Raw genomic sequence first — 25,805 nt, forward strand, 5'->3', positions numbered from 1 at the left:
AGCAACATGGACGAAAAACGTTCTTTTGAGAACTTCTTCGATTCAATTTCGTTGGATTCATTGAGTGAGTATCAATCGTCGATTGAGTCATTGACGAAATTATTGAACAAAAAATACTACGATTCGGATTCTGTCGATGACCATTGTCTTGTGGTTGGATCAGTTGGTCGGCAAACCGCTGTTTCGGAAACTAGCGATCTCGACCTTTTGTTTGTACTGCCACAGGAAGTCTATACGAGATTCAATGCCTATGACTCTAATGGGCAATCAGCGCTTCTCCAAGAAGTCAAAAAAACCATTAAAAGCCGTTACCCCAAGACTGACATAAAAGGTGACGGACAGGCTGTAGTGATTAATTTCACAGACAGGTTTTATTCGATTGATTTGGTTCCTGCTTTTGAGCAGGATGACGGTTCGTTTAAATTTCCCGATTCGAATGATGGAGGATCTTGGAAAAAGACGGATCCTATTCCTGAGCAAGATGCCTGTTCTGTTCTATTTGAAAGGACCGATGGAGATGGCAAAAGGCTCTGCAATGCTCTAAGGGTTTGGAAAAATACTCTTGGATTTCATTTTAAGGGCCTGCTCATCGATACTCTTGTTAATAGTTTTTATAACCAGAAAGACCGTTCCAGCGACCCGTATGACCTCTTGTCCGACCTCTTTAAATATTTGTCCGAGCAAGATCGCGAACAATCTTTTTGGCATGCTCTGGGCAGCAACCAACAGGTTACGAATGATGACAATGGGGCGTTTGTACCAAAAGCCAAGAAAGCTCATGGAAAACTAATCGATGCCACTAGCTCTGATGAAAAAGAGCAAGTTCTCATTGATTTATTTGGAAAGCCGTTTTCCGAAGCTGTTGTCGATGGATCTTCCGATAGTGAAGAAGCCCAATTTGCTTCCAAGTATGGAGTGGCCATTGATGAGCGATTTGTCGAGGATCAATTTAAGGTTGATATTCGTCGTTCGATGGAAATCGATTGCCAAGTTATACAGCATGGATTTAGGCCCTCATTACTTAGGGATATGTTGGCTGGACATTGTCCTTTACTACGAAAGCGCTCGCTTCATTTCTTTGTTGTCAATGCTGCTTCTTTTAGGGATTGCGCTTTTTACTGGAAAGTTCGCAACCGCGGTGAAGCGGCATTTCAGAGAAACTGCATCCGAGGCGAAATTCAACGTGGTAATAAAGATGGCTTCCATGACGAGAGGACTGATTTTGTTGGCCCACATTATGTCGAGTGCTATGCGGTTAGGAACGGCGTTTGTATAGCACGATCTAGAATTGAAGTCCCTATCAGCTAGCTTAAAGTACGAATTACGTTCTTTGATCTGGTTTGATTATCGCCCAGCTGGGTCGATAAGCGTCGCTGTAAGATGTTCTCAGTGATATAGCCGTCGTGGACTCTACGTGAGGCGATGACAAAGAAGGGTCGTTGTTCGGTTTTCCGGCAACGGCCCTTTGACGTTTTTGCGACAACTGGATGTTGTCGTGGGCTATCCGCAATCACTTTGCGCCATTTTACGGGGACTATTGTGGAACGAGATTACTTAATGCTAACCGCGTTTTTTGCGATGTTCTGTAATTTGAGGAAAGGCAGCGCTACGGTTTGCGTCCAATGACGGTTTCTGTGACCGGTTCGATATGTGCCATCGAGCTTGGATGGCTTTCTGGAGAGTACTGTTATTGGTCCGATTACAAAACGGTAGTATCCTGCCTGCTTGAAAATGATGCCAAAGGCGTCAAGCTGGTTAGCAAAAATGATGCGAGTAAAACCCAGATAACCGAGATGACCTTGAAGCTTAAGGAACAAGGCGTTTCCGTTCTTGAGCTCAAGTATGTGCCCGGCGCTTCGGCGACCATCGTGTGCAACGGTGATTCCTCAAAGATTTCGAGTACTGTCGGTAGTGATTGGACGGTTGTTGGCTAGGGAATTTAACTCCGATTTTTACAAATATTGGTATTGCTTTTGTAGACAGGGCGCATAAATGTGATGTTCACTTGATGGTGGAACTTGGCGCAACGTTGCGGCTCTGCTGATGTTTGATTCGGGCTTGGTTTAGGACTGTCGTTATTTGTGGTGACGACAAATATAGCCAAGAGCGAGCGCATATGCCTGCCGTGGGATTTAAAGACGGCCAATATCCAGCCTAAGACACAAATTGATGGTAAAGTTACTTGCGACAAGGTCGCAGCTAGTCATTGATTGCCCCGACTGGAGCGAGTCCTCTGTTAAAGATGGACTGAGACGTTTTCACCAATTTGGGTCCGTGCATATGGTCATTCCATAGCCACGGACCCGAATCCGCGCCTACGGAATGACCATATGCACGGACTGTGCGGCCTTGTCCTTATTGGAATCGAGGTGCAATGCTCTGCGACTGTATCAGTAAAACTGATTTGAATATCCTGAGAAATCATCTGAGGGTTTATCGTGACGTTAATAAACTGCCCTTGTTTATCTTTCCCTGCGGCGGTGATCAGAGTCTGCATTCCTCTCGACGATTCTTTAGAGCTTATGTGTCCAACAATCACACCGAGGCTTTAAAAAACGTTTTTTGTCTTACCGCCGAAGACGTAGCGGAGGAAATGGACGGTTCGAGACTTAATTTACTTCAGCAAGAGGCCATGCTTGCCGACATATCTGACTGGATATTGATTTTTGCAGAGAGCTGTGGATCTTTTTGCGAGTTGGGCGCTTTCTCCGCTTTGCCTCATGCTGCTTGGATTACCTCTGTTGCTGTTGGAAAGCAATATAAGGGCTCTCGGAGCTTCTTGATTGATGGGCCAGTGGAAGAAATAGCCACGGGCGACTCCTCGCTTAACAAAGTCTTTTACTTAGACTTAAATAACCCAATGTCTTCGCCTGACTTGTGCCGCTTTGTTTCTGAACTAAGACCCCTTATTGGTGTTAATGCTACTAAGCGGGGCAAGGCTAGCCAAAAGGCCGCTAGAAAGATGATCAATCTAGACGAGTCCAAGATTAACGTGGGCTCGCTCGTCCATGAGTTACTTGATTTGCTTCAATTATTGGGCCCCATGTCGGAGACCGATTTACGAACGATATACTGTGCGGCCAAAGGCTTCCGTGCTAGTAAGCTCAAAATATTCTCGCCCATTTTAAATGCAGACATGAAAAATGCCGGCGTTCCGATATCTTGGTCGGATGTTTGCTGCATGATGAGAGCTACCGGTCTTGTTTCTAAAGTGAGATGCAATAGGGGTCCGGATTATCTGATTAAAAGCACGATACACCTTGATTCCTATTTCATGTTTAAGAGATACGAAGACCGAGATTTCTTAAATATGAGGGCGCGGGTAATCCTTCGTAAGAGATCAATGGGGTATGGAGGCGTTGCCGGTGTCTATTGCGGATAGAATTTGCTTCGACCTTGGAATGACAAATCGTCAGCTATTGGGCCTTGTAAGCTCAACGACAGATAGGTATCACTGTTTTTCTGCCGGTGGGAGAAAGATTGTTGCGCCTCGGCCAGATTTGAAGCTCGTCCAATGTTGGATTTCGGATTATATAAATACGGAGTTTGATATAGATCTTCCTTACGCTACAGCCTACGAAAAGGGCTCAAGTGTCTGCCGTAATGCCGGGCTCCATGCTAAGAGTAGTCATTTTCTTCTGCTTGATATTCGTCATTTCTTTGAGTCCTGCACTCAGCAAATGGTTAGGAATTTGTTTTCAGGGGGAACGTATCGGTCGACGAACACTGAATCTCGCTCGCGTCTTACTGCAGACGATGTCGATCTTCTTGTAACTCTATCTTGCTATCGGGGCTCTCTTGCAACGGGCTCTCCGTGCTCGCCTTTTATCGCCAATCGCATAATGGCTTCGTTTGACCATGAGATTGCAGCTAGACTAGGCGATAGATTCGTCTACTCGCGATACTCTGACGACATCTGCATTTCATCAACTGAATGGATAGACTCCGCGGAGATTTCAGCCATTGTCGATGACCGCCTAAAGCAAAAGGGTTTTGATCTGAATAAGGACAAAACTCGTTGTTTTGGGCGAGGGCACCTTCGTAAAATCACGGGCATCTATCTTGACTGCAATGGCGTCCTTCGACTGGGGCCCCAAAGAAAAGCAGAGCTAAAGTGCTCGTTATACCAGGTGCTTATGCGCGAGTGCGATCGTAATTACGCCCATCGCGTTTTAGGCCACTTGAGCTTTTGCAAACAGGTTGAACCGGATTATTGCAATGCGCTTTTAGCCAAGTACGCGAGCTATGGTAAGGCTGTTTCTTGCGGAGGAGTTATGCCAGCGTTAGTAGAGCTCGCCTATGGGTGATTGGCGGGCGACTTGCTGGCGGCATGTGACGGTTGTGTTGGCTTGCTTTTTGAACCATTCTCGAATTGGTTGCATATTCTATTAAATTTTGGACAGTTAATACTTCGAGGGAGTCGAAGCGCTTTGAGTATTTACTGCTTGAGCACCGCTGAATATCGCGAATCAATGCCGCCGATATTGCGCTTTGGCACCGGGCCCGACACTGGTCCCGGTGCTTTTTTACTACCGTTTTCTTGCTAACGTCCGGTCCTGCTGCGCTGCCGCATGTTGACTTCGCTCATTGTTAGTACAGGTCGTATCATGCGCGTCTTTGTCCGTGATGGTTGTTTCTTCTCGGATGAAGTGGTCGAACGATCGGATTTTAAGCTAATGAACTGGGGCTATTTAATAAAATCCTTCCTCCTGATGCGACCAAGGTGGCGGTCCAGTTCGTATAAAGCGTCAATGTAAAGCTCGGCAGAATTGCGTATGTCTCGCATGTCGAGGCAGCATCTTTCAAAGTGCAGCTTGCCTTTTTGTTCTGTGGCGCTGCGGATATTGCGACATGTCATCAATGCGATGTCATTATCGCCCACGCAGCTGATTCTTGAAAATCCTTTTGGTGTGATGCGATAAATAACTGCCTTAGGAAAGGAATCAAGTAGGCTTTTCCCTCTTATATCAATGCAGATTCTCCCTTCTGGTCCAAAACCATAATCCTGATGTCTAGTTGAATTGAGGGGGTGGGCAATAACTACCGAACGAACAACTTGGAGATACTTGCTCGCGTCGTCGAGTTCGCTTTGTTTAGAGAACTCAAAATCGTTTTTGATCTCTTTTCTCAGACAGTTCTCTTAAATTTGCCAGAACGCATCTTTTATCCATGTAGCAAGTGCCACAAGATAAACGGTGTCCTTTGGGTTGGGCAAGAAGCCCCCGCCGATAGTGGAATTGAAATCTTGAATGCTGTATTTAGCCTTAAGGATGAGATCGGACATTAATTCAAAATGATCGGAGTCCTTCCAGGGCCATTTCTTCCATATGCCGCCTCCGTGTTCACCTAAATCATCGGTGGTCTTTATTTTTTCGATTGCTTGCATGTCTCTCCTGTCTATTCGATTTGCTGCAGCGCTCCTTTTATTGTCTTGATATCAACATGGTTCCCATTAATGGCTAAAATCTGCCTGCTACCCAAAGAATGAGTCCAAAGGTTGATTTGGAGGATTAGCGGCATAGGATTGATGGACCCCGAGCTTTCCCTTAAAGTAAGCCTTGTGATGAGGCCTTGCGACGGTATGTCCGGCTTGGTCCGTGGTAACCGCCGAAAGGCGGTTTTCGTGTTTAAGGGGCTGTTTACCGAGGGCATTTGTCCGTATCCGCTTCTGGGCAGTGGGCTTTTATCGCGAATTTCGGAAGTGCGGGGAAAATCGAAACTTGCCGCGCACACTCCGATTTTTGCCAACAAAATCGCAGGCCGCAAGAGTCCAAACCTGGGGCCTAGTCGACAGGTCCCATTTTTTACCGCACTTCCGAGTTCACCTGTCGATAATGTGCGGCGGCCTCTGGAACCTCCGAGAGCGTCGGCCTTTTAGCATAAAGCGCATCGCCCCCCCGGGGGGCTTCTGGGGCGCGGCTCTTCTGGTTAAACTACTCAATTCTTAATGCTCACCGTGCTTAATTCTCGATGACCATTCGGACTATTTTTAAGTGGGCATCAACAGGTTGAGTCGGGGAGGGGGGAGCTGAGGTGGATGAGGCGTATTTGTCCTGGCGTTATGTTCCGCACTTATTTGACCATGCGCGATACGGTAGCTTCAGCTTGCGGCTGTTTTGCGCTTCTTCGAGATCCCACACCGTACCTTCCAGGTCCGATTTATGTCCGCGCCAGTAGTTATGCTTTAAGCAAAGCGGCACGAGTGAACTTGCTGCAAGCCTCATGCTGTGAGCGCGTTAAGCAATCGGTCGTGAAGGTGAGGTGAGTATGAAAGGTAGAAACCAGCACGTTACGAAGCGGGCGGATGGCAAATGGCAGGTTAAGGGCGAGGGAGCGCGTCGCGCTTCCTTTGTTACGACGACCCAGGGCGAAGCTATAAAGCGCGGTCGTCAAATTAGTTCTAATCAGCACTCTGAGCTAATCACCCATCGTCCCGATGGCAGAATCCGCGCAAAGGATTCCCATGGGCACGATCCCTTCCCGCCGAGAGGATAGGGGCTTGACGCCATTGCGGCTGCGGGCATGGATTAGCGTGTCCGCAGCCGCAAACGCCTGCCGGAAGTATACGGCAAATTCTGGAACCCCCGAGCACAACGGCTTTTCCGCATAAAGGATCCGCAGGCAGAAGCATTGCGGCATTCCGGAGTGCTCGGCATGCTAGGGATTTGCCGCATACTTCCGAGTTTTGGCCTTGTACCCTTTGTTCTAGATGCTGCAAACACTTGATTGATGCTATTTAAGGTCTATAATCAAATAAAAACTCTGAAATATCTTTTCAAAACAATGAAAGGAATTTTGAGGACGATGCTTTGCCAGTTTACCTTCAGGAACTATAGATCCTATCGCGACGAAACTGAGCTTTCCATGCAGGCAACATCGATGAGGGAGTTCGAGCGCTCCCTTATAGAGTGCCCTGACGGGCAGAGCTTCCTTCCGGTGGCTGCGGTTTACGGGCCTAACGCTGGCGGCAAGTCTAACCTGCTCGAGGCTCTTGACTATATTCGTTCGGCGGTGGCAAGGCCGATCAGATTGTTGTCTGCCAGCACTGATGCGCCAGAAGGTAACCGATCTTCAATACCCCGTTGCTCTGCGTTCGAGTTCGATGACGTGTCGGCTGCTAAGCCCACCGAGTTCGAGCTCTACTATCGCGCGGGTGAGCATGAGTACCGCTATGTCCTGTCCGTGCATGCGGACGAGATCGTGTCCGAGGGACTGTGGCGGCGCAAATTGGGAGCTTCGCGTACGGCAATGTTGTTCGAGCGCGAGGGTGCTGAGGTCGAGCTCGGTCCCACGCTGCGCAAACTTGTTACGGCTGCGAGATTCAACCCGAGTCTGCCGTACCTGTCGTTCCTCTGTATCAACTTTGACGCGCCGGTGATCAAGGAGGCTGCCAGCTGGTTTCTTGATGGCGTGTTCCTGAACTACAACAGCTCTTACCTGGAGCGGATGCTCGAGCAATTGCTGGACGAGGCGGAGTCGCCCGAGGTCACGCGCTTTCTGCGCGCCGTCGACGTACGCATCGATGGCTTTAGGGTGGAGAAGGCCCCGGAATGGCGCGGCCAGCGCGTCTTTGTGAGGCACGAGGTGGACGGCAAGGGCTATGAGCTGCGCCTTTCTGAGGAGTCAGCCGGCACACAGAAGCTCATGGGGCTAGCTGCATATCTGATGGCTGCGCTCGAGCGCGGCACTACCGTTGTGGTCGACGAACTTGACGCCAAGCTTCATCCGAAGCTCCTGCGCTACGTGATTCTGTTGTTTAAGGATCCCGAGGTCAACAAGAGCGGCGCGCAGCTCATCTTCTCGTCCCAGGACGTGTCCACAATGCGAAACGACGTGTTCCGCCGCGACGAGATATGGTTCGCCGCACGCGGCGAGGGGGAGGCGAGCCAGCTATGGTCGCTCGCCGACATCCACGAGTCAAATGGCAACCTGGTCAGCAAGAACGCGGCATTCGACAAGCAGTACCTGTCTGGCCGCTATGGTGCCGACCCGTATCTCACGCGCATTGAGGAGTGGGATTAGTATGGCCGCGAAAAAGTCGAGGGACTGGCGCAGCGGCAAGCGCGAGGGACGCTCTCGCATGGTACAGATGACGCGCCATCTCGTGGTGACCGAGGGCAAGGAGACTGAGCCTCGCTACTTCGAGGGCGTGCGCGCCGCGTTGGGCGCAGCAAACGAGCGGAAGGTTGCCGTAGTCGTTAAGGGGACTGGCAAACATACTCTCGACCTGCTCGACTTCGCCGTCGAACACTGCCTCTATGCGCCCGAGACGTTCGACCACGTGTGGCTCGTGTATGACAAGGATGACTTCCCTGCGTCCGACTTCGACGCGATGGAACGTAAGTGCAACGAGCTCTCTGATGGTTCGAGGACCTTCCACGCGTTGTGGTCCAACCCCTGTTTCGAGCTGTGGCCGCTTTTGCACTTTCGCTACACGACCGCGCATATGTCCGCGTCCGACTGCCAGCATGCCCTCGCGCAGGAGATGTCGAAGAATTTGGGCATCGAGTACCGCAAGAACCTTGACGGGATGTTTGGGGCAGTGGATGATAGGCGAGGCGAAGCATTGCAGCGTGCTGGGCGCCTCGTCGCGTACCATAGGGAGCTGGGTAACATTAAGCCATCTGCGCAAAACCCTTCAACTAAGGTTGGCGAGATATTTGATGTGATTGGGCCGTATCTGGTTTGACGGTCAAGTTCGATCGGGCTTGATGGGACTGGAGATTCATGAAAGATGTTGTTTCGGGCTGCCTGCCGTCTTTAACTGGATTGACCTTTTGGGACCCGATAGGATACTAGGCCGAATCTAGCGGTATTGACGCAGTCAACCTACGGGCCTGCGTCCTGCGGGGGCGGCTTTTCTTTTGAATTACCGCCCCTTTTCATCATTTGTATGGATGTAAGATTCGGCCTGTCAAAATTTACATCTCAATAAAGAAAAGGCGAAATTGCGTGCGATTTTCTGCTCGTATGTAACTTTGCTGACGTGTTGTTGCTCAGTCTCCATTCGCTGTGGTTGCCGGTAAGGGATTGACCGGAATTGGGCTTTTCCTTACAGATCCAATTGTGATGAGGCCTTGCGACGGTATGTCCGGCTTGGTCCGTGGAAATCGCCGAACACAACCAGATTTTTCCCAACAAAACCGCTGGTAGAAGCGTTGTCGCTGTCCAGTGTGGTCTGCATGTCTAGATTTTGCCGCATGCTTCAGATTTGAGCGGCTCTCGCAGTAGGTTTTCACGGTTCGGATGGGCTCTGGTTACATGACGTTTCCCGTAGTGAAATAATTGATGCAGGTCTCCTATCTCTTGCCGTAATATAATTACGGCAAGAGATAGGAGACTCTCATGCTTAAGCGTTTTACTGTTGATGGCTATAGGAATTTTTCGACTCCGGTTTCATTTAATTTCGCAGCTTCTCGTGATTACCAGTTTGCAGAAAATAACATTAAAAACGGAACCGTGAAAACTGCACTTTTGATCGGCAGAAATGCGTCTGGTAAATCGAATTTCGGTTCAGCTTTATTCGACATTACACTCGGCTTTCCAAAGGCATTCGATTATTCTGACCAGGATGATCGTCTGTTTTTGAGTGCTGACTGCGGGCGAGGTACGGCACAGTTCACCTATGTCTTTGAATTTGACGGTCGCGAAATCAATTACTGCTATGAGAAGACTTCTCCGACTACTTGGCTTCACGAGACCCTATTGATTGATGGGGAACGAATTTTCGAATTCAATAATGCAAGCGGCGTTTTCGAAGAGAACCATCTTGAACGAATCGGTGCTGCTGGGATCAATTTTGAATTCTCCGATACCTCGTTGAGCCTTCTTTCATACATAACGAGCAGTCTTCCAACTAATGTTTTAGGCGTCTTGGCGGAGTTGCGCCGATTTGTCTCGCGCATGAGACTGATTCGCATGGACAGTTTTCGATTGAAAGGGTTTGAAACAAGAAAGGTAATCGACAAGATCATACGCGAGAACAAGGTCGCGGAATTCGAGTCATTTATTCGCAATTTTGGAGTCGATGAGTCCCTGATCGTTATTAAAGAGTCCGACGGCTTACCTGTTCTGTATTTCAATCATCCCATGCGTTGCATCCCGTTTGTCGAGGCATGTTCTAGCGGTACAAGAACTTTGGTTAAGTTGTTCTCTGAGCTTGAGCTTAACGAGTCGGCCAGCTTTTTGTTCATAGATGAGTTTGACGCTTTTTGTCACTTTGAGATGGCAGAGAGCCTTTTGAAGCTCTTTGCTTCCAAGGCATCGTGTCAGATACTGTGCTCGACCCACAATACCTCGCTTGTTAAGAATGGCGTAATGAGGCCTGACTGCGTTTATCAAATCTCAGCAAAAGGGGGCATTCGAACTTTGGCCGATTCCACCGATCGCGAGTTGAGGCTTGGCAACAACATTGAAAAGCTTCTCCGAGCCGGAGAGTTTGATTAGCCATGAACAATGTGTCCGAAAAGAACGTCCTGCTCATTGTCGAAGGTGCTAAACGCGAACCTCAGCTGATGGAGCGCATGTTTGAATCTTTTGGCCTCGCAGATGATCATCAAATTGTCCCTGTCGAGATTAATGTCCATGACTTTCTAGACAAACTCTTTCAAGAATACGGTTGCGATTTTGAGGCTGTTGATCTTAGGTCCTTTGTTGCCGAGCTTCTTCCGGATAAAGATGATGCGACAGAGCTTCTCGAATCCAGTTTTACTGACACCTTGCTCATATTTGACTTAGATCCTCAGGACAATCGGCACGATTTTAAGCGGCTTGAGCTAATGCAAGACTATTACTGCGATAGTACTGATATGGGTCAACTATATCTAAGCTATCCATCGGTTGAAGCATATCGTGATTTTGATCCCTCGAAGTTTTTCTCTCTGGATGATGCCTTTGTTCCTTCAGATGTGATTTATGGCCAGCGATCTTACAAGGACTGGGTTGCCAGGAGGGGAGATTCGCTTGCGGATATTGGGCGTATTGATGGCTATACATTTGCTTGCATTATTGCCGTTCATGCCCTTAGGTCGCTATGGTTAACTAATGAACAGGCGACGCAAAATGCAAACGAGTGTATGGCTGACTTAGCTGCGACTGTGGCGGACATCAATCATTCTGAACTTTTGCTCAACGAGATTGATCGTCTGAACAATGATTCATTTTGCGCATGCTGCACCTGTCTATTCTTTATTGTGAATTGGCCTAAGCGACTTAACGACGTTTTGAATAAGGCGATTAAGAGGGGTTTGGGTATTCGTTTGTTCTAAATCTATAACGGCAGCGACAAGATGATTAAGCTTGAGCGCAAAAAGAAGTACGGCAGCTGGATCTACAAGGAGGACGCGCCACTTACACGCGGTGAGTTTGAGCAGATTCTGGCTGGCGATTACGACTTTTTGCTGAGGAGCCCCTATCCGCTCTGTCGCGAGTTCTACATCGAGTGCATCTGCAACATGATGCGCCCGTGGGCCATCGTGGACTATGAGCGTGAGCCGTGGGTGATGGACGAAGGTACCGTGCGCATTACGTTTGACATGAACATGCACGCGGCGGTGGGAAGCTTTGACATTTTTGATGCAACGCTGTCCGCATTGCTCGTACTGGAGCCCGGCAAACTGGTGATGGAGGTCAAGTTTACCGAGTTTTGCCACAGCTGGTGCGTGATACGGTGCCGCCGAGTGTGGGTTTGGTCAGGTCGACCCTGCCAAGATTGGTCTGTCGATGTTCGTGGCGCTCGCCATGGGCATCCGGATCTATTACGTTTACAAGCGCTTTTTTACCGGCGTGGTGTATTCGCGCAGTTTTGCCGTGACGCTTGTGGGTATGTGCGTGCTCACGTGTATGGTGACGCTCGCGATCTCGACGAACGTGGTCATCTCGCTCGGTATGGTCGGTGCTCTGTCTATCGTCCGCTACCGTACGGCGGTCAAGGATCCGCTCGACCTGCTGTATCTGTTTTGGGCCATTACCACGGGCATTACGGCGGGTGCCGGCATGTATGCGCTCGTGGAGCTCGCAGCGGTGGTCATCATGGCGATGATTGCCGACTTTGCGAGCCACCAGGACAAGGCGCGCGTGTACATGATGGTCATTCACTACACGGGCCAGACCACCAGCGACGATATCGTGCGTGCGTTTGTGCGTACCAAGTTTACCGTCAAGTCCAAGACCATGCACGGCGACAAGGTCGAGATGGCTGTCGAGGTGTTCTCGGACGGTGTGGATATGCCCTATGCCGATGCCATCCGCGCGCTCGACGGCGTGGAAGATCTAACGCTCCTCCAGTACAACGGCGAGTACCATGGGTATAGCCCTAGCGAGCAGATTGCACAAAGAGGGGCGCTCCTGGTCGAGCATACGTCAGCGAGCGGGCGGCTGCCGTGGCGAGGTGCCGCGAAAGAGGAGCGACGCGTACTTCATGTACGCGAGCGACGGTTTGAGCGGCAGATCGCCCGGCAGATGTCCGCGCAGCGTCGAGCAGTCCGGCGTTCGTTAGAACGCCGGAACGAACAGGTATCATGGTGAAAGCGATTTCAATGACAGGGGTACTCGTGGTAAAGATGAAAGATGTGGCCGAGTTGGCGGGCGTTTCGAGCGCCGCCGTCTCGCGCTACCTCAACGGTGGATATATCTCGGCGGACAAGGCCGAGCGCATTAAGCAGGCGATTGAGCTGACCGGATACGTGCGGTCCAGCCAGGCTCGCGCGCTGCGCACCGGCTCCACCAAGCTCATCGGCGTCATCGTGCCCAAGATCAACTCGGAATCCGTGAGCCGCATTACCGCCGGCATCGGCCAGGTGCTCGGTCGTCGTGGCTACCAGATGCTGCTTGCCAATACTGACAATGCCCCCGATCGCGAGCTCGAATACCTCGATTTATTCCAAAACCACCCAGTCGATGGCATTGTGCTGGTGGCAACTATGATTACCGACGAGCACCGTCGGGCGATTGAGTCGTGCCGCGTGCCCATCGTGCTGATCGGCCAGAATGTTGAGGGCGCGGCGTGCGTCTATCACGACGATTACGAGGCCGCCTTTGAGCTGGGCCATGCGCTTGGGGGTCGCGTGGACGGCAAGATTGCCTATATTGGAGTTACCGAGGAGGATCGCGCGGCCGGTTATGACCGCCGTCGCGGTTTTGAGGCCGGCTTGCGCGCCGCGGGCAACCCGCTCGATGCCGCCTTGATTCGCCTGGGCTCGTTTACGCTCGATTCGGGCTATGGTGCGGCGCGTGAGCTGCTTTCCGTCGCTCCCGATGTTTCATTTATCGCCTGCGCGACCGACACCATGGCGGCGGGCGCGCTGCGTGCCATCGATGAGGTTCGCGGCATGGGCGAGGGCATACACCGCGTGAGTGGTTTTGGCGACAATGCGTTTTTGCGCGCGCTGACGGGCGGCATTCCCACCGTGCATTATGGCTACCTGACCAGTGGCGTCGAGGCGACCAATATGTTGCTCAACACGCTCGATGGCGTGGAGGGGGAGAGCGGTCTCAAGACACTCAAGCTCGGTCATCAGCTTATGAATGTCTAGGTCTTGGGCATGTCTGTCTGCCTCTGAGCCCTTATGTTTGTCTCAAAACTACCATTCACCGGCTTTTTCCTACTGTTCACCCTACTATGAAAACGATTGCAGACATATGAAACTGAAATCGATTACAGTGTAAGTGTCAAAGATGGCCGGGTGTAAATGCGCCCGTTGGAGGAAAGGGAAGTCATGGACTACCGCAAATCAGCCCAAGAGGTGCTCGACAACATCGGTGGCGCCGACAACGTTGTTTCGGCCGCGCACTGCGCCACTCGCCTGCGCCTGGTGATTGCCGATAACACTAAGGTTAACAAGGAGGCCCTCGAGAACGTCGACGGCGCCAAGGGCGTCTTTGAGGCCCAGGGCCAGCTCCAGATTATTTTTGGCACCGGCACCGTCAACAAGGTCTACGAGGAGTTCATCGCGCTCAGCGGCGTCGAGGCTGCAACCAAGGCCGAGGTCAAGGAGGCCGCGGCTCAGCAGCAGAACATCTTTATGCGTGCCATTAAGGTGCTCGGCGATGTCTTTGTCCCCATCATCCCCGCCATCGTGGCTTCGGGCCTGCTGCTGGGCATTATGAGCGCCCTCAACTTTATGGCCTCCAACGGCTTTATCGCGCTCGATACCAATAACTTTATCTACAAGATTGCCGACCTGGTCTCGGGCACGTCCTTTGGCATTCTGCAGATCCTGATCGGCTACTCCGCCGCCAAGGCCTTTGGCGCCAACCCGTATCTGGGCGCTGTCGTCGGCGGTGCGTTCATCAACTCCTCGCTGCAGAGCGCTTACACGGTTGCCTCCGAGGGCGTTCAGACCATGGTCACCGTCATTCCCGGCGTGTACAGCTTTGAGTGGGTCGGCTATCAGGGCCATGTGATCCCCATCGTCATCGCCTGCGCCATTCTGGCCTTCCTCGAGAAGCGCCTGCACAAGATCGTTCCCGAGATGTTCGACCTCTTTGTGACCCCGCTTGTCTCCGTGTTCGTGACCGTGCTCGTGACGCTCGTTGCCGTCGGTCCCATCTTCGTGTGGGCCGAGAACGCCATCCTCGGTCTGATCCAGGCCCTGCTGACCCTGCCCTTCGGCATCGGTTCCTTTATCGTCGGCCTGTTCTATGCTCCCACGGTCGTTACCGGTATCCACCAGATGTACACCGCCATCGACCTGGGCCAACTCGCCCAGTACGGCGTGACCTACTGGCTGCCCATCGCCAGCGCTGCCAACATCGCCCAGGGTGGTGCCGCGCTCGCCGTTGCCTTTAAGACCCGCGATGCCAAGATTAAGGGCCTGGCGCTTCCTTCGGCTCTGTCCGCCTTCATGGGCATTACCGAGCCTGCTATCTTCGGTGTGAACCTACGCTTCTTTAAGCCCTTCATCGCCGGCTGCATCGGCGGCGGTTGCGGTGCCCTGGTCTGCGCGCTCACCTCGCTTGCTGCTTCCGGCACCGGCGTTACCGGTATCTTCGGTATCCTGCTGTGCCTGGCCCAGCCCGTGCAGTACGCGATCATGTTTGCGGTCGCCGCGCTGGTTTCCTTTGGCGTCTCGTTTGTTCTGTACAAGGACGAGCCTAAGGCTTCCGAGCAGGCCTAAGAGCTTTTGATTGAGGGAATGCCCGCGGGCTGTATGCTCGCGGGTGTTTCCCGCATCTGGCGCCTTGTAACTTTCGATCCGTTAGGACTTTGATATGTCTAATGCACTTGGTCGCGACCTTGCAAAGCTGGTCGCCGCTGTTGACGCCGCCGCCTCTGAGTGCGGTCATGGCGCGTATGGCCAGCGCTTCCACATTATGCCGCCGGCGGGTTGGCTCAACGACCCCAACGGTCTTTGCCAGGCGGGCGGCGTGTTCCATGCCTATTTTCAGTATGCGCCGTTTGATGTCGAGGGTGGCGTTAAGGTCTGGGGCCATGCGACGAGCCGCGACCTTATGAAGTGGGAATATGTTGGAGCGCCGTTGCTTCCCGACGAGCCGTTCGACTGTCATGGCGTGTATTCGGGCTCCGCGCTTGCCGAGGACGGTCGCATTCGCGTGCTGTACACAGGCAACGTGAAGCTATCCGATGCGGACGGGACGTACGACTACGTCAATACCGGCCGCCGCGCCGATACTGTTTATGTCGAGAGCGTTGATGGCCTTGCCGGTCGGGAGTTCAGCCAAAAGCGCGTGGTGCTGGCGTCCGATGATTATCCCGAGGATTTGACCTGCCATGTGCGCGATCCCAAGGTATGGCGTGACGCGGACGGGCGTTATCACATGGTGCTGGGCGCCCGTCGTCGCGTGGATGGGCCGCATGTCGAGAGCCGTTTTTGTGCGATGCACGGCGAGGGTGCCGGGCGCGATGTGGGCGAGATCCTGGTGTATGGCTCGGCCGATATGCTGAGCTGGGAGCTCGAGACCCGTGTGTCTACGCCCGAGCGTTTTGGCTTTATGTGGGAGTGCCCGGGGTATCTTGAGCTTAAGGCCGATGACGGTGTGCCGGTGAAGTTCCTGTCCTTCTCTCCTCAGGGGCTCGAGGGCGGTCGTTGGGACCGCGGCAACGTATACGCTGCTGGCTACATGCCTGTAACGGGCGACATTACCGGTGGTGACGGTACCTATGAGCCGGGCGAATTCCGCCTGTGGGACGCCGGTTTTGACTTCTATGCGCCGCAGGAGTTCACGGCCGAGGACGGTCGCCATATTCTAATCGGCTGGATGGGTATGCCCGATGAGCCGACCTATGGCAACGCACCCACCGTGGCGTGTGGCTGGCAGCACTGCATGACGGTGCCGCGTGAGCTTACAGCCGGCGCCGGCGGCGTGGTGCTGCAGCAGCCGGTGCGCGAGATCGAGCGCCATTATGCCTCGGTGCGTGTGGGGGAGGGCTCGTTGGAGGTTGCCGGCGAAACCTGCTTTGACGTTGTTGTCGACGGTGTCGACGGCGCATTTACCGCGACCGTTGATGGCGAGCTGAAGCTGGCGTTTGTGCCCGCCAACGGCGAGCTACCCGCGCGCTTTGAGATGCGATTTGCCGATGAGGATCGCGCTTCTGCCGGCTGCGGTCGTACCGTGCGCTGGGAGCCCGTCGACGAGGTTCGTAACGTGCGCATTGTCGGCGATGTTTCGTCGGTCGAGGTGTTTGTGAACGATGGCGCGCTCGTGTTCTCGACGCGCATCTATCCCGAGGCCTATGGCGTGACCGTTGACGCTCCGGGCGCGAACGTGACCTATCACACGCTCAACATCTAGGCGATTGGTCGTCTATCGGCGCTATACTGCAGCCGTTGCCCACGATGCGGGGAACATCCGCATCGTGGGTTTTTGCTTATGAAGGGACGGTGTCGTGTGGATGTACAGCAGCTAGAAGAGGCCTGGGCTGCAAGGGCCGGCGCGCGTGAGGCGTGGTTGCTTGCGGCCTCGCATGTGCCGGCGGCGCTGTCGCAATTGGGTATTGTGCGTCCCGGTGACCGTCTGGTGGCCTTTGCGGATGACTTTGCCGATGCGTTTGCGCACGGCTTTGAAGGCTGTGATGTTGTGCTCGTGGACCCGCCGTCGGTTGCGGCGTTTACTGCCGCGTCCGAGGATTTTGATGCTTCGTTTGATGCCGAGGGACCGCATCTGTGGTGGTTCGTCAACTCTATCGGCGGGTTTGGTCTTCGTGTGCCCGAACTTCGTGCTCTGGGCCGCGCGGCTCGTGAGGCCCACGCGCTGCTGGTTGTGGACAACACCGTGGCGTCGGCTTTTGGCTGCAATCCGCTGCGGCTGGGTGCCGTGCTGTCACTTGAGGCGCTCGACCGTGTGTGCGCTGGTAAGGCTCCGCGCAAGTTGGTCGCCGCTTCGGTGGCGCGCTCGCAGCTCAAGCGCCATCGTATGGATGCCGCGGCTGAGTGCGCGCATGCCCTGCTTGAGGGCCGTGGCTTGGTTAAGCTTGATTTGCTTGCTGACGAGGCCGGTGTGCTGGAGTGCGGGCTGGACTCGCTCGATACCCGCATGCAGGCGCATTTCGACCGCGCCCGTGCGCTGGCCGAGTACTTGGCTGCGAATGAGATGGTGCGCAACGTGCGCTATCCCGGGCTGAGCTCGCATCCCGACCATGCGGTTGCAACGGGAATCCTCGAGCACGGCTTTGGTCCGGCAGTTGAATTTGACCTTATCGAGCGTAGCGCGGGCGAGCTGTTCGACGCTTTGCCGGGGGAGTTTCGCACATCGCCCGCCGGCGGCGCAACGACGCGCCTTTCGGCCCCACGCGGCAGGCAGGGGAGCACCATCCGCCTCTTCGCCGGTACCGACGATCCCTTGATCGTGGCCGCCACCCTAGATAATGCCCTCCGCAACTAGCTAAATCATCCTCAACTCCATAAGTTGCGGTGAAATATGGATTGATTTACGGCTTTAACCGCATAAACAGTCCCTATTTCACCGCAACTTAGGAGAAGGGGTTGTGTAGCTAAAAGCCCCAAATTGGCTACTCTTTGATGCTGGCGATGAGGTCGTTGGCTTTGGTGGCGATGACGTTGTTGATGTCGGCCTGCAGCTCCTCGTAGACCGCTATGGCTCGCTCGCCGGCGGGGGTGAGGGTGGATCCGCGGGCGCCGTCGCGCTCGATGAGCTTGCAGCCCAGCTGACCTTCGGCCTCGTTTACGATGCGCCAGGCCTTGGAATACGCCATGCCCATGCTCTTGGCGGCACGGTTGAGCGAGTGCTCGCGGGCGATGCCTTGCAGCAGCAAGACGCAGCCGTGGCCGAACACGCCCGGCAGATCATTGTCGCACGCTTGAATGACCAGCTTTGCCGTCGTCTTGTACTCCATGTGCTCCACGTCTCCCCGCTAAAGTGTTTGCTGGGTAAACGCAAAGCCTGCGTCAAACCCTCATGTGCTCTTCTTAAATCATGCATTGTAGCAGTCAAAGTGCGTTAAGATACTTCCCCAGTATTGGGCGCCCAAGGTTGGGCTGGGTCCTACGAGGCCTGCAGCCGACCGGTCGCATGGAAAAAGGAGAAACATGGCTACGTTCTTTCCCGGTGAGTCCCACACGTTTTCGGAGTATCTGCTGGTCCCTGGTTACTCGTCCTCGCAGTGCATCCCCAACAACGTCTCTCTTAAGACGCCGCTGACCCGCTTTAAGCGCGGTGAGAAGCCGGCAATCACCCTGAACATCCCCATGGTTTCCGCCATCATGCAGTCCGTCTCGGGCGTCGACATGGGTGTCGCGCTCGCTACCGAGGGTGGCCTGTCCTTCATTTACGGTTCCCAGAGCGCCGAGTCCGAGGCCGCTATGGTCAAGGCCGTCAAGGATCACAAGGCTGGTTTTGTTCAGTCCGATTCCACGCTGACCCCCGACATGACCATGGAGCAGGTCATCGAGCTCAAGGAGAAGACCGGTCATTCCACCATGCCGGTCACTGACGACGGCACTCCCAAGGGTAAGCTCCTGGGCATCGTCACCAGCCGTGACTATCGCCCCAGTCGCGATGACCACCAGACGAAGGTCTCCGAGTTCATGACCCCGCGTGAGCAGCTCATCGTGGGCGACAAGAACATCAGCCTCAAGGTTGCCAACGACGTCATCTGGGACAACAAGCTCAACGCTCTGCCCATCGTCGACGACAACGATCACCTCATGGGCATCGTCTTCCGCAAGGACTACGACAGCCACAAGACCAACCCCAACGAGCTGCTCGATAACGACAAGCGCTACATGGTCGGCGCCGGTATCAACACCCGCGACTATGCCGAGCGCGTTCCGCTGCTCATCGAGGCCGGCGCCGATGTTCTGTGCATCGATTCTTCCGAGGGCTTCAGCGAGTGGCAGAAGCGCACCATCGAGTGGATCCGCGCCAACTACGGCGAGGACGTCAAGGTCGGTGCCGGTAACGTCGTCGACGCCGAGGGCTTCCGCTTTTTGGCCGACTGCGGTGCCGACTTCATCAAGGTCGGTATCGGCGGTGGCTCCATCTGCATTACCCGCGAAACCAAGGGCATCGGCCGTGGCCAGGCCACCGCGCTGATCGACGTCTGCCGCGCTCGCGACGAGTACTACGAGGAGACCGGCGTCTACGTGCCCGTGTGCTCCGACGGCGGCATCGTCTACGACTACCACATGACGCTCGCCCTTGCCATGGGTGCCGACTTTATGATGCTGGGTCGCTACTTCGCCCGCTTCGACGAGAGCCCGACCGAGCGCGTCAATGTGAACGGCCAGTATATGAAGGAGTACTGGGGCGAGGGTTCCGCGCGTGCCCGCAACTGGCAGCGCTACGACCTGGGTGGCGCCGCGAAGCTCAGCTTCGTCGAGGGTGTCGACTCCTACGTTCCCTACGCCGGCTCCCTCAAGGACGGCGTGGGCGGCACGCTCTACAAGGTCAAGTCCACGATGTGCAACTGCGGTGCCCTCTCGATCCCCGAGCTCCAGGAAAAGGCACGCCTGACCCTGGTGAGCTCGACCTCGATCGTCGAAGGCGGCGCCCACGATGTTGTCGTGAAGGATTCTCAGCAGAGCGTTTCCTATCGATAAGCGGCTTTCCCAAGCACCGCACCTTGCCGTTCAAACCGTCGCTCGCGTACCAAAGTACGCGTCGCTCCTCTTTCACGGCAATCTGCGGCACTTGGAAAACCCGACCATATTTGGGCGGGTAACAATTAGCGGTTGATTCACAACCACGTTATTTAGATAAAGCGAGATGCCTGCAAGTCGCAGGCATCTCGCTTGTCGTATTTGCTATCATCAGTCAAGTTAACCTTAGGGTCGGTCGGCTTGGCTTTGTTCGCTACAAGTTCCGCACGCAAAGAAGAGCACTTAATGTGCTCTTCGTCTTGCGCAGGACTGTCCGCAGTAGCGAATAAAGCCAAGCCGACCGACCCCAGCTAAGATTAAAGGAGCTGATATGTGCGATTGCACAGATCATAAGGATGAGATCCCTGCCTACGACGCGCAGGCCATTGAGTCCAAGTGGATGAAGGCCTGGGAGGACTCCAACCTCTTTGCCGTCGACACCGACGACAGCAAGCCCAAGAAGTATGTGCTCGAGATGTTCCCGTATCCGTCGGGCGATCTGCACATGGGCCATGCGCGCAACTATACCATCGGCGATGCCATGGCCCGTCAGGCCCGCATGCGCGGCTACGACGTGCTGCATCCCATCGGCTTTGACGCCTTTGGCCTGCCCGCCGAGAACGCCGCCATCAAGCACAATACGCAGGCTGCCGCCTGGACGTATAAGAATATGGACCAGGCGCTCGCCACGATGAAGCGCATGGGCTTCTCCTACGATCTGGATCGCATGGTCAAGACCTGCAGCCCCGACTACTACCGCTGGGGTCAGTGGATCTTTGAGAAGCTGTGGGAAAAGGGCCTGGTCTATCGCAAGAAGAACCCGGTCAACTGGTGCCCTAACTGCAAGACCGTTCTGGCCAACGAGCAGGTCACCGAGGGCAAGTGCTGGCGCTGCGGCACCGAGCCCGAGAAGCGCGACCTGGAGCAGTGGTACTTCAAGATCACCGAGTACTCCCAGGAGCTGCTCGATGACCTGGAGAAGCTCCCCGGCTGGCCCGAGCGCGTCAAGCAGATGCAGGCCAACTGGATCGGCCGTTCCGAGGGCGCCGAGGTCGACTTTACCCTGTGCGACCAGGATGGCGAGCCCATCGAGGGCGACGAGGGCAAGATCACCGTCTTCACCACGCGTGCCGATACCCTCTTTGGCGTCTCCTTCTTTGTCCTGGCTCCCGAGTACGCCCGTCTGCACGAGCTCGTCGAGGGCACGGAGTATGAGGAGGCCGTCACCAAGATCGTCGAGGACTCCAAGCATATCTCTGCCGTGGAGCGTGCCCAGGGCACCCTCGAGAAGCACGGTGCCTTTACGGGCCGCTACGTGGTGAACCCCGTCAACGGCGAAAAGGTCCCCGTTTGGGTTGCCGATTATGTCGTTGCCGACTACGGCACCGGCGCCGTCATGGCCGTTCCCTGCGGCGACCAGCGCGACTTTGAGTTTGCCCGCAAGTACGACCTGCCGATCGTGCCGATCATCCTGGACGATGACGATCGCGCTGCCGTCGAGGCCAGCGGCGAGACCATCGATACCTTCCATGCCGAGACCGTCGACTGGGATTGCGCCCACGCTGCCGAGGGCACGCTCGTCCAGTCCGGCAAGTACACCGGCATGCGCGGCGGTAAGCACTCCGAGGGCGAGGCTGCCATCGTGGCCGACCTCGAGACCATGGGCTGCGGCCGTCGCAAGGTCGAGTTCCGCCTGCGCGACTGGCTCATTAGCCGCCAGCGCTATTGGGGCAACCCTATCCCGGCCATCCACTGCGAGCACTGCGGCATCGTGCCCGTGCCCGAGGATCAGCTGCCGGTGACGTTGCCCGAGAACCTGGACCTGGGCGCTGGCGAGACCCTCGCCGAGTGCAAGGATTTCTACGAGACCACCTGCCCGGTCTGCGGTCGCCCGGCCAAGCGCGAGACCGATACCATGGACACCTTCACCTGCTCCAGCTGGTATTACCTGCGCTATACCGATCCGCACAACACCGAGCTGCCCTTCTCCCGCGAGGCGGCCGACCGTTGGATGCCCGTCGATAACTACATTGGCGGCATCGAGCACGCCATTTTGCACCTGCTCTACAGCCGCTTCTTTACCAAGGCGCTGCGCGACCTGGGACTGCTGAGCGTGGACGAGCCCTTCACCAACCTGCTGTGCCAGGGCATGGTCAAGGACGAGAACGGCGACACCATGTCCAAGTCCAAGGGCAACGTCGTGCCCCCGAGCTCGGTTATCGAGCCCTACGGCGCCGACACCATGCGTCTGGCGATCCTGTTTATCGCCCCGCCCGAGAAGGACTTCGACTGGGATCCCAAGGCTGTCGAGGGCGCCAACCGCTTTATCAAGCGCGCCTGGCGTATCGTGTGGCAGCTCGTCCAGTCGGGTGACGCCAACGTGGCCTTCGACAAGTCCGTGCTCGACGAGGTCGCGATGAAGCTCTACCGCGAGCGTCACCGCACCATCGCCAAGTGCACCGAGGACTTCGACCGCGGCCAGTTCAACACCGCGATCTCGGCCGTCATGGAGCTCGTCAACGCGGCGAGCGCTTACCTCAACGCCACCGAGGGTGCTGACCGCGACAAGGCTCTGTGCTACGGCGTGGCCAAGGACATTGTGAGCGTCCTGGCGCCCATCTGCCCGTTCTGGGCCGACGAGCTGTGGCATGAGGCACTCGGCTGCGAGGACAACGCCTACACCGCCGCCTGGCCCGAGTTCGACCTGGCCGAGTCCATCGAGGACACGGTGCAGATCGTCGTCCAGGTGCTCGGCAAGGTCCGTGGCCGCATCGACGTGGCCCGCGATGCCTCCAACGAGGAAATGCAGGCTGCCGCCGAGGCTGCCGTCGCCAAGTGGCTCGAGGGCAAGACGGTCGTCAAGGCCATCTGCGTGCCCGGCAAGCTGGTCAACCTGGTGGTCAAGTAAGCGCTGCGAGCATAGCTGACGCATAAAAGACGAGGGACGATCCAGCTGGGTCGTCTCTTGTTTTGCACTGTGTGTTCCTTTTGGCTGGCGTCTAGCGCTACCCTCTACGGAATGTGTACCAAGTCCCTAAAGTAGACGTTGCCGGTTTGCTCCTCAAACATCCAGATATTGAGGTAGATGTCGTTGAGGTCGTTGTTCACGTCAAAATTTGGGTCGTCGAAGGTGCCTACAAAGGTGAGCATTGCGGTCGTTTCTTCGCCTGCGGCGACGGGCTGGCGCATGCGCACGTCGCGGACGACACCGTTGACGTAGGCATAAGCATCAACATCGCCAAACATCATGTCGACATCGGTGTTGTTTGTCACTGCAAAGACCAACACGGCGTCACCGTAGCCATCCGTGTCCTTGCCCACGCAGGTAACTTGGACGTTCTCGTCTGCCTCAAGGTCGATGGGGAACTGTTCTTGAGGGTCGGGACCTAAGCCCTGGGGGTCGACTATATCTTCGTCTATTTTGTCGAAGCGCTCAGAAGGCGTCGTCTTCTCGATGGCTTTTGTGCTGCCGAGATCCGGCTCACATGGTCCGGTTTTACCATCGATGTTGCTGCAGCCCGCCAGAGCGAACGAGCAGGCTGCAATGGCGAGCGCGATCGTGCAGAAGGTGCCTAGGCGTTTCATGGTGTCTCCTTGCCGTAGAGGATCCGGAAGGTTGTGCGGTCAATGCGTGAGTACGGCTTATCTGTTCCAGAATGTCCCTTACGTGCAGTCTGGCCGATGTGCGACCAAGGATGGAATGCTCATAGGGCCCGATTTGGCCGGTGCGCTGGGACGCATGGCCCGTTTTGGGGCTTTTGGGTGGGCGACGCGCAGGAGTCCTCGCCTAATTGTCCTATTCTTGTGGAGAAGCTGTGGGCGCGCTGACCTGCGAATTTCTTTGACGCTTGCACGTTTTCGCAGGTATTGGTATAGTTTGCTTGCAAATGAAGTAGTAATTGAAAGAAGTGGGGTTTCGGCCCCGCTTCTTTTTTGTATGGATGGAGGTGCCGCAATGGTCAAGACCAAGACCGAGCAGGCGATCATCGACGCGCTCGAGGCCGTCGCTCCCCAGCACGATGTCGATATTGTCGACGTTGAGCTCGTGGGCGCCACCAAGGCCCCCTGCGTGCGTGTGCGTATCGAGGGTTCCGAGGGTCAGAGCCTGTCGCTCAACGACGTCACGGCCAATACCAAGTGGGTCGGCGACGTGATCGAGGAGCTCGACCCGATTTCTTCGAGCTACACGCTCGAGGTGTCGAGCCCGGGTATGGCGCGCCCGCTGCGCCGCCCGCGCGACTTTGCCCGTTTTGTGGGCGAGGACTGTGAGCTCACCTCCACCGCTACCGAGGGCCGTCGCAAGTACTCCGGCAAGATCGCCGCCGCGACCGAGACGGACGTGACCCTCGAGCTCGAGGACGGCGAGTCCGTCACCCTCGATTTCTGTGATGTTAAAAAGTGCAAGTTGAAGCCCACCTATGACTTCAAGCCCGCGAAGGAAGGAAAGTAAGATGGCAGCATCCGACATGATGTCCGCCCTGATGGAGCTTTGCCAGGACAAGCACATCGACCAGCTCTACCTGATCGACCGCCTGGAGCAGTCGCTCGCCAAGAGCTACGCCGAGATCCTGCATCTTGAGTGGGGCGCCAAGGTGACCATCGACCGCACCACCGGCAAGATTTACGTCTACCGCCTGGAGCCGATCGACGATTCCATGGACGAGGAGGGCAACTTCACCGAGTTCGAGGAGATCGACGTCACCCCTAAGAACACGAGCCGCATCGCCGCCCAGCACGCCAAGGCCGAGATTAACGCCATCGTGCGCAACTCCGCCCGCGAGCAGATCTACGAGGAGTTCTCCGGTCGTATCGGTGACCTCATCAGCGGTACCGTGCTGCAGTCCACGCCCGACTTCACGATCGTAAAGATCCGCGATGGCGTCGAGGCCGAGCTGCCGCATTTTGACCAGCGCCGTTACGAGAACGAGCGCAACGAGCGTCCGATGGGCGAGCGCTATCTGCACAACCAGCACATCAAGGCCGTGATCATCGACGTCCGCGATCCCAACTCCAACCTGCAGCCGGTTCGCGGCGAGCACAGCCGTCCGCCGATCGTCATCTCCCGCACCCACCCCGAGCTCATGCGTCGTCTGTTTGAGCAGGAGGTGCCCGAGATCTATGAGGGCACCGTCCAGATTAAGTCGATTGCCCGCGAGCCCGGCCAGCGCTCCAAGGTCGCCGTCCACTCGCTCGACGACCGCCTGGATCCCGTGGGCGCCTGCGTCGGCCCCAAGGGCAGCCGCGTTCGCGCCGTCGTGGGCGAGCTCCGCGGCGAGCGCGTCGACGTCATCCTGTGGGATGCCGATCCGGCCGTCTACGTCGCCAACGCCCTGTCGCCCGCCAAGGTCACCCGCGTCCTCATCGACGAGGAGAAGGCCTACGCCGGCGTCATCGTGCCCGACGACCAGCTTTCGCTCGCAATCGGCAAGGAGGGCCAGAACGCCCGCCTCGCCGCTCGCCTGACCGGCTGGCACATCGACATCAAGTCCGAGACCCTTGCCGCCGACATCCTCAAGAACGTCCCCGTTCACGAGGAGCCCGCCGCCGACCTGATCGGTGACGAGGACGACGACGTCCGTCGCTGCGAGTACGTGTCCGAGGACGGCATTCAGTGCCGCAACCAGGCCCGCCCCGGCTCCCGTTTCTGCGGTGTCCACGACACCGACGCCTTCGATGATGCGGAGGACCTGATCTAGCGCGCGGTCGCGCCGGGCGGGTCCCGGCGCATCTCCCACGCTCGTTCAGTCT

At 55.6% G+C, this 25,805-nt stretch carries 20 protein-coding genes; 16 read left to right on the forward strand and 4 right to left on the reverse strand.

Annotated features, from left to right (window positions below; genetic code table 11):
• The first annotated feature begins 6 nt into the window (after positions 1–6).
• From OGM60_04625 to OGM60_04635, 3 genes are all read left to right on the forward strand, one after another.
• Positions 7–1,308 (forward strand): hypothetical protein, encoded by a 1,302-nt coding sequence (locus OGM60_04625; protein ID UYJ00077.1) that lies wholly within the window; start codon positions 7–9, stop codon positions 1,306–1,308.
• A 314-nt stretch (positions 1,309–1,622) separates the two neighbouring features.
• Positions 1,623–1,934 (forward strand): hypothetical protein, encoded by a 312-nt coding sequence (locus OGM60_04630; GenBank protein ID UYJ00078.1) that lies wholly within the window; start codon positions 1,623–1,625, stop codon positions 1,932–1,934.
• A 440-nt stretch (positions 1,935–2,374) separates the two neighbouring features.
• Positions 2,375–3,382 carry a retron St85 family effector protein gene (locus OGM60_04635; GenBank protein ID UYJ00079.1) on the forward strand — a complete coding sequence of 336 codons (1,008 nt, stop codon included), beginning with the start codon at positions 2,375–2,377 and terminating at the stop codon, positions 3,380–3,382.
• A gap of 1,305 nt (positions 3,383–4,687) precedes the next feature.
• Here the strand turns inward: OGM60_04635 and OGM60_04640 are convergent.
• Positions 4,688–4,882, reverse strand: coding sequence for a hypothetical protein (locus OGM60_04640; protein ID UYJ00080.1), 195 nt, complete (start codon positions 4,880–4,882; stop codon positions 4,688–4,690).
• A gap of 258 nt (positions 4,883–5,140) precedes the next feature.
• Positions 5,141–5,386 carry a hypothetical protein gene (locus OGM60_04645; GenBank protein UYJ00081.1) on the reverse strand — a complete coding sequence of 82 codons (246 nt, stop codon included), beginning with the start codon at positions 5,384–5,386 and terminating at the stop codon, positions 5,141–5,143.
• Positions 5,387–6,879: 1,493 nt separating this feature from the next.
• Here OGM60_04645 and OGM60_04650 point away from each other — a divergent pair.
• The 9 genes from OGM60_04650 (at position 6,880) to OGM60_04690 (ending at position 17,841) form a co-directional block, all read left to right on the forward strand.
• Positions 6,880–8,022 carry an ATP-binding protein gene (locus OGM60_04650; protein UYJ00153.1) on the forward strand — a complete coding sequence of 381 codons (1,143 nt, stop codon included), beginning with the start codon at positions 6,880–6,882 and terminating at the stop codon, positions 8,020–8,022.
• Between the two features lies 1 nt (position 8,023).
• Positions 8,024–8,689, forward strand: a complete 666-nt coding sequence (locus OGM60_04655; GenBank protein ID UYJ00082.1) for an RloB family protein — start codon at positions 8,024–8,026, stop codon at positions 8,687–8,689.
• A gap of 656 nt (positions 8,690–9,345) precedes the next feature.
• The gene (locus tag OGM60_04660; GenBank protein UYJ00083.1) at positions 9,346–10,446 is read left to right on the forward strand and encodes an AAA family ATPase; all 1,101 of its coding nucleotides are present in this window, start codon (positions 9,346–9,348) and stop codon (positions 10,444–10,446) included.
• Between the two features lie 2 nt (positions 10,447–10,448).
• Complete coding sequence (locus tag OGM60_04665) at positions 10,449–11,267, forward strand: hypothetical protein (protein ID UYJ00084.1); 819 nt, start codon at positions 10,449–10,451, stop codon at positions 11,265–11,267.
• Positions 11,268–11,739: 472 nt separating this feature from the next.
• The gene (locus OGM60_04670; protein ID UYJ00085.1) at positions 11,740–12,525 is read left to right on the forward strand and encodes a DUF4956 domain-containing protein; all 786 of its coding nucleotides are present in this window, start codon (positions 11,740–11,742) and stop codon (positions 12,523–12,525) included.
• Between the two features lie 35 nt (positions 12,526–12,560).
• Positions 12,561–13,532: a LacI family DNA-binding transcriptional regulator gene (locus OGM60_04675; GenBank protein ID UYJ00154.1), complete on the forward strand. Its 972-nt coding sequence runs from the start codon at positions 12,561–12,563 to the stop codon at positions 13,530–13,532.
• A 183-nt stretch (positions 13,533–13,715) separates the two neighbouring features.
• Positions 13,716–15,116 (forward strand): PTS transporter subunit EIIC, encoded by a 1,401-nt coding sequence (locus OGM60_04680; protein ID UYJ00086.1) that lies wholly within the window; start codon positions 13,716–13,718, stop codon positions 15,114–15,116.
• Positions 15,117–15,210: 94 nt separating this feature from the next.
• The gene (locus OGM60_04685; protein ID UYJ00087.1) at positions 15,211–16,752 is read left to right on the forward strand and encodes a glycoside hydrolase family 32 protein; all 1,542 of its coding nucleotides are present in this window, start codon (positions 15,211–15,213) and stop codon (positions 16,750–16,752) included.
• 96 nt (positions 16,753–16,848) lie between these two features.
• Positions 16,849–17,841, forward strand: coding sequence for a PLP-dependent transferase (locus tag OGM60_04690; protein UYJ00088.1), 993 nt, complete (start codon positions 16,849–16,851; stop codon positions 17,839–17,841).
• 127 nt (positions 17,842–17,968) lie between these two features.
• Here OGM60_04690 and OGM60_04695 read toward each other — a convergent pair whose 3' ends face one another.
• Positions 17,969–18,313, reverse strand: coding sequence for a LysR family transcriptional regulator (locus OGM60_04695; protein ID UYJ00089.1), 345 nt, complete (start codon positions 18,311–18,313; stop codon positions 17,969–17,971).
• Positions 18,314–18,506: 193 nt separating this feature from the next.
• On the opposite strand from OGM60_04695, the gene OGM60_04700 reads away from it, so the two are divergent.
• Both OGM60_04700 and leuS read left to right on the forward strand, forming a co-directional pair.
• Entirely contained in the window at positions 18,507–20,018 is a 1,512-nt protein-coding gene (locus tag OGM60_04700; GenBank protein UYJ00090.1) for an IMP dehydrogenase, read from the forward strand.
• A gap of 370 nt (positions 20,019–20,388) precedes the next feature.
• Positions 20,389–22,965, forward strand: coding sequence for a leucine--tRNA ligase (leuS, locus tag OGM60_04705; protein UYJ00091.1), 2,577 nt, complete (start codon positions 20,389–20,391; stop codon positions 22,963–22,965).
• Between the two features lie 104 nt (positions 22,966–23,069).
• Here leuS and OGM60_04710 read toward each other — a convergent pair whose 3' ends face one another.
• Positions 23,070–23,642, reverse strand: coding sequence for a hypothetical protein (locus OGM60_04710; protein UYJ00092.1), 573 nt, complete (start codon positions 23,640–23,642; stop codon positions 23,070–23,072).
• Between the two features lie 370 nt (positions 23,643–24,012).
• Here OGM60_04710 and OGM60_04715 point away from each other — a divergent pair, with 370 nt between their 5' ends.
• Positions 24,013–24,507, forward strand: coding sequence for a ribosome maturation factor RimP (locus OGM60_04715; GenBank protein ID UYJ00093.1), 495 nt, complete (start codon positions 24,013–24,015; stop codon positions 24,505–24,507).
• 1 nt (position 24,508) lies between these two features.
• Positions 24,509–25,753 (forward strand): transcription termination factor NusA, encoded by a 1,245-nt coding sequence (gene nusA, locus OGM60_04720; GenBank protein ID UYJ00094.1) that lies wholly within the window; start codon positions 24,509–24,511, stop codon positions 25,751–25,753.
• The last annotated feature ends 52 nt before the right edge of the window (positions 25,754–25,805 follow it).

The sequence above is a fragment of the Coriobacteriaceae bacterium genome (genome assembly GCA_025757745.1).
Taxonomy (GTDB): domain Bacteria; phylum Actinomycetota; class Coriobacteriia; order Coriobacteriales; family Coriobacteriaceae; genus Collinsella.

Bases quoted from the DNA above. Each gene is read 5' to 3' on its own strand.
- OGM60_04700 (UYJ00090.1), top strand. From the start codon at position 18,507: ATGGCTACGTTCTTTCCCGGTGAGTCCCACACGTTTTCGGAGTATCTG.
- OGM60_04660 (UYJ00083.1), top strand. From the start codon at position 9,346: ATGCTTAAGCGTTTTACTGTTGATGGCTATAGGAATTTTTCGACTCCG.
- OGM60_04655 (UYJ00082.1), top strand. From the start codon at position 8,024: ATGGCCGCGAAAAAGTCGAGGGACTGGCGCAGCGGCAAGCGCGAGGGA.
- OGM60_04630 (UYJ00078.1), top strand. From the start codon at position 1,623: ATGACGGTTTCTGTGACCGGTTCGATATGTGCCATCGAGCTTGGATGG.
- OGM60_04650 (UYJ00153.1), top strand. From the start codon at position 6,880: ATGAGGGAGTTCGAGCGCTCCCTTATAGAGTGCCCTGACGGGCAGAGC.
- nusA (UYJ00094.1), top strand. From the start codon at position 24,509: ATGGCAGCATCCGACATGATGTCCGCCCTGATGGAGCTTTGCCAGGAC.
- OGM60_04695 (UYJ00089.1), bottom strand. From the start codon at position 18,313: ATGGAGTACAAGACGACGGCAAAGCTGGTCATTCAAGCGTGCGACAAT.
- OGM60_04675 (UYJ00154.1), top strand. From the start codon at position 12,561: ATGAAAGATGTGGCCGAGTTGGCGGGCGTTTCGAGCGCCGCCGTCTCG.
- OGM60_04645 (UYJ00081.1), bottom strand. From the start codon at position 5,386: ATGCAAGCAATCGAAAAAATAAAGACCACCGATGATTTAGGTGAACAC.
- OGM60_04670 (UYJ00085.1), top strand. From the start codon at position 11,740: ATGGGCATCCGGATCTATTACGTTTACAAGCGCTTTTTTACCGGCGTG.
- OGM60_04715 (UYJ00093.1), top strand. From the start codon at position 24,013: ATGGTCAAGACCAAGACCGAGCAGGCGATCATCGACGCGCTCGAGGCC.
- OGM60_04710 (UYJ00092.1), bottom strand. From the start codon at position 23,642: ATGAAACGCCTAGGCACCTTCTGCACGATCGCGCTCGCCATTGCAGCC.
- OGM60_04680 (UYJ00086.1), top strand. From the start codon at position 13,716: ATGGACTACCGCAAATCAGCCCAAGAGGTGCTCGACAACATCGGTGGC.
- OGM60_04635 (UYJ00079.1), top strand. From the start codon at position 2,375: ATGCTCTGCGACTGTATCAGTAAAACTGATTTGAATATCCTGAGAAAT.
- OGM60_04685 (UYJ00087.1), top strand. From the start codon at position 15,211: ATGTCTAATGCACTTGGTCGCGACCTTGCAAAGCTGGTCGCCGCTGTT.
- OGM60_04625 (UYJ00077.1), top strand. From the start codon at position 7: ATGGACGAAAAACGTTCTTTTGAGAACTTCTTCGATTCAATTTCGTTG.
- OGM60_04665 (UYJ00084.1), top strand. From the start codon at position 10,449: ATGAACAATGTGTCCGAAAAGAACGTCCTGCTCATTGTCGAAGGTGCT.
- leuS (UYJ00091.1), top strand. From the start codon at position 20,389: ATGTGCGATTGCACAGATCATAAGGATGAGATCCCTGCCTACGACGCG.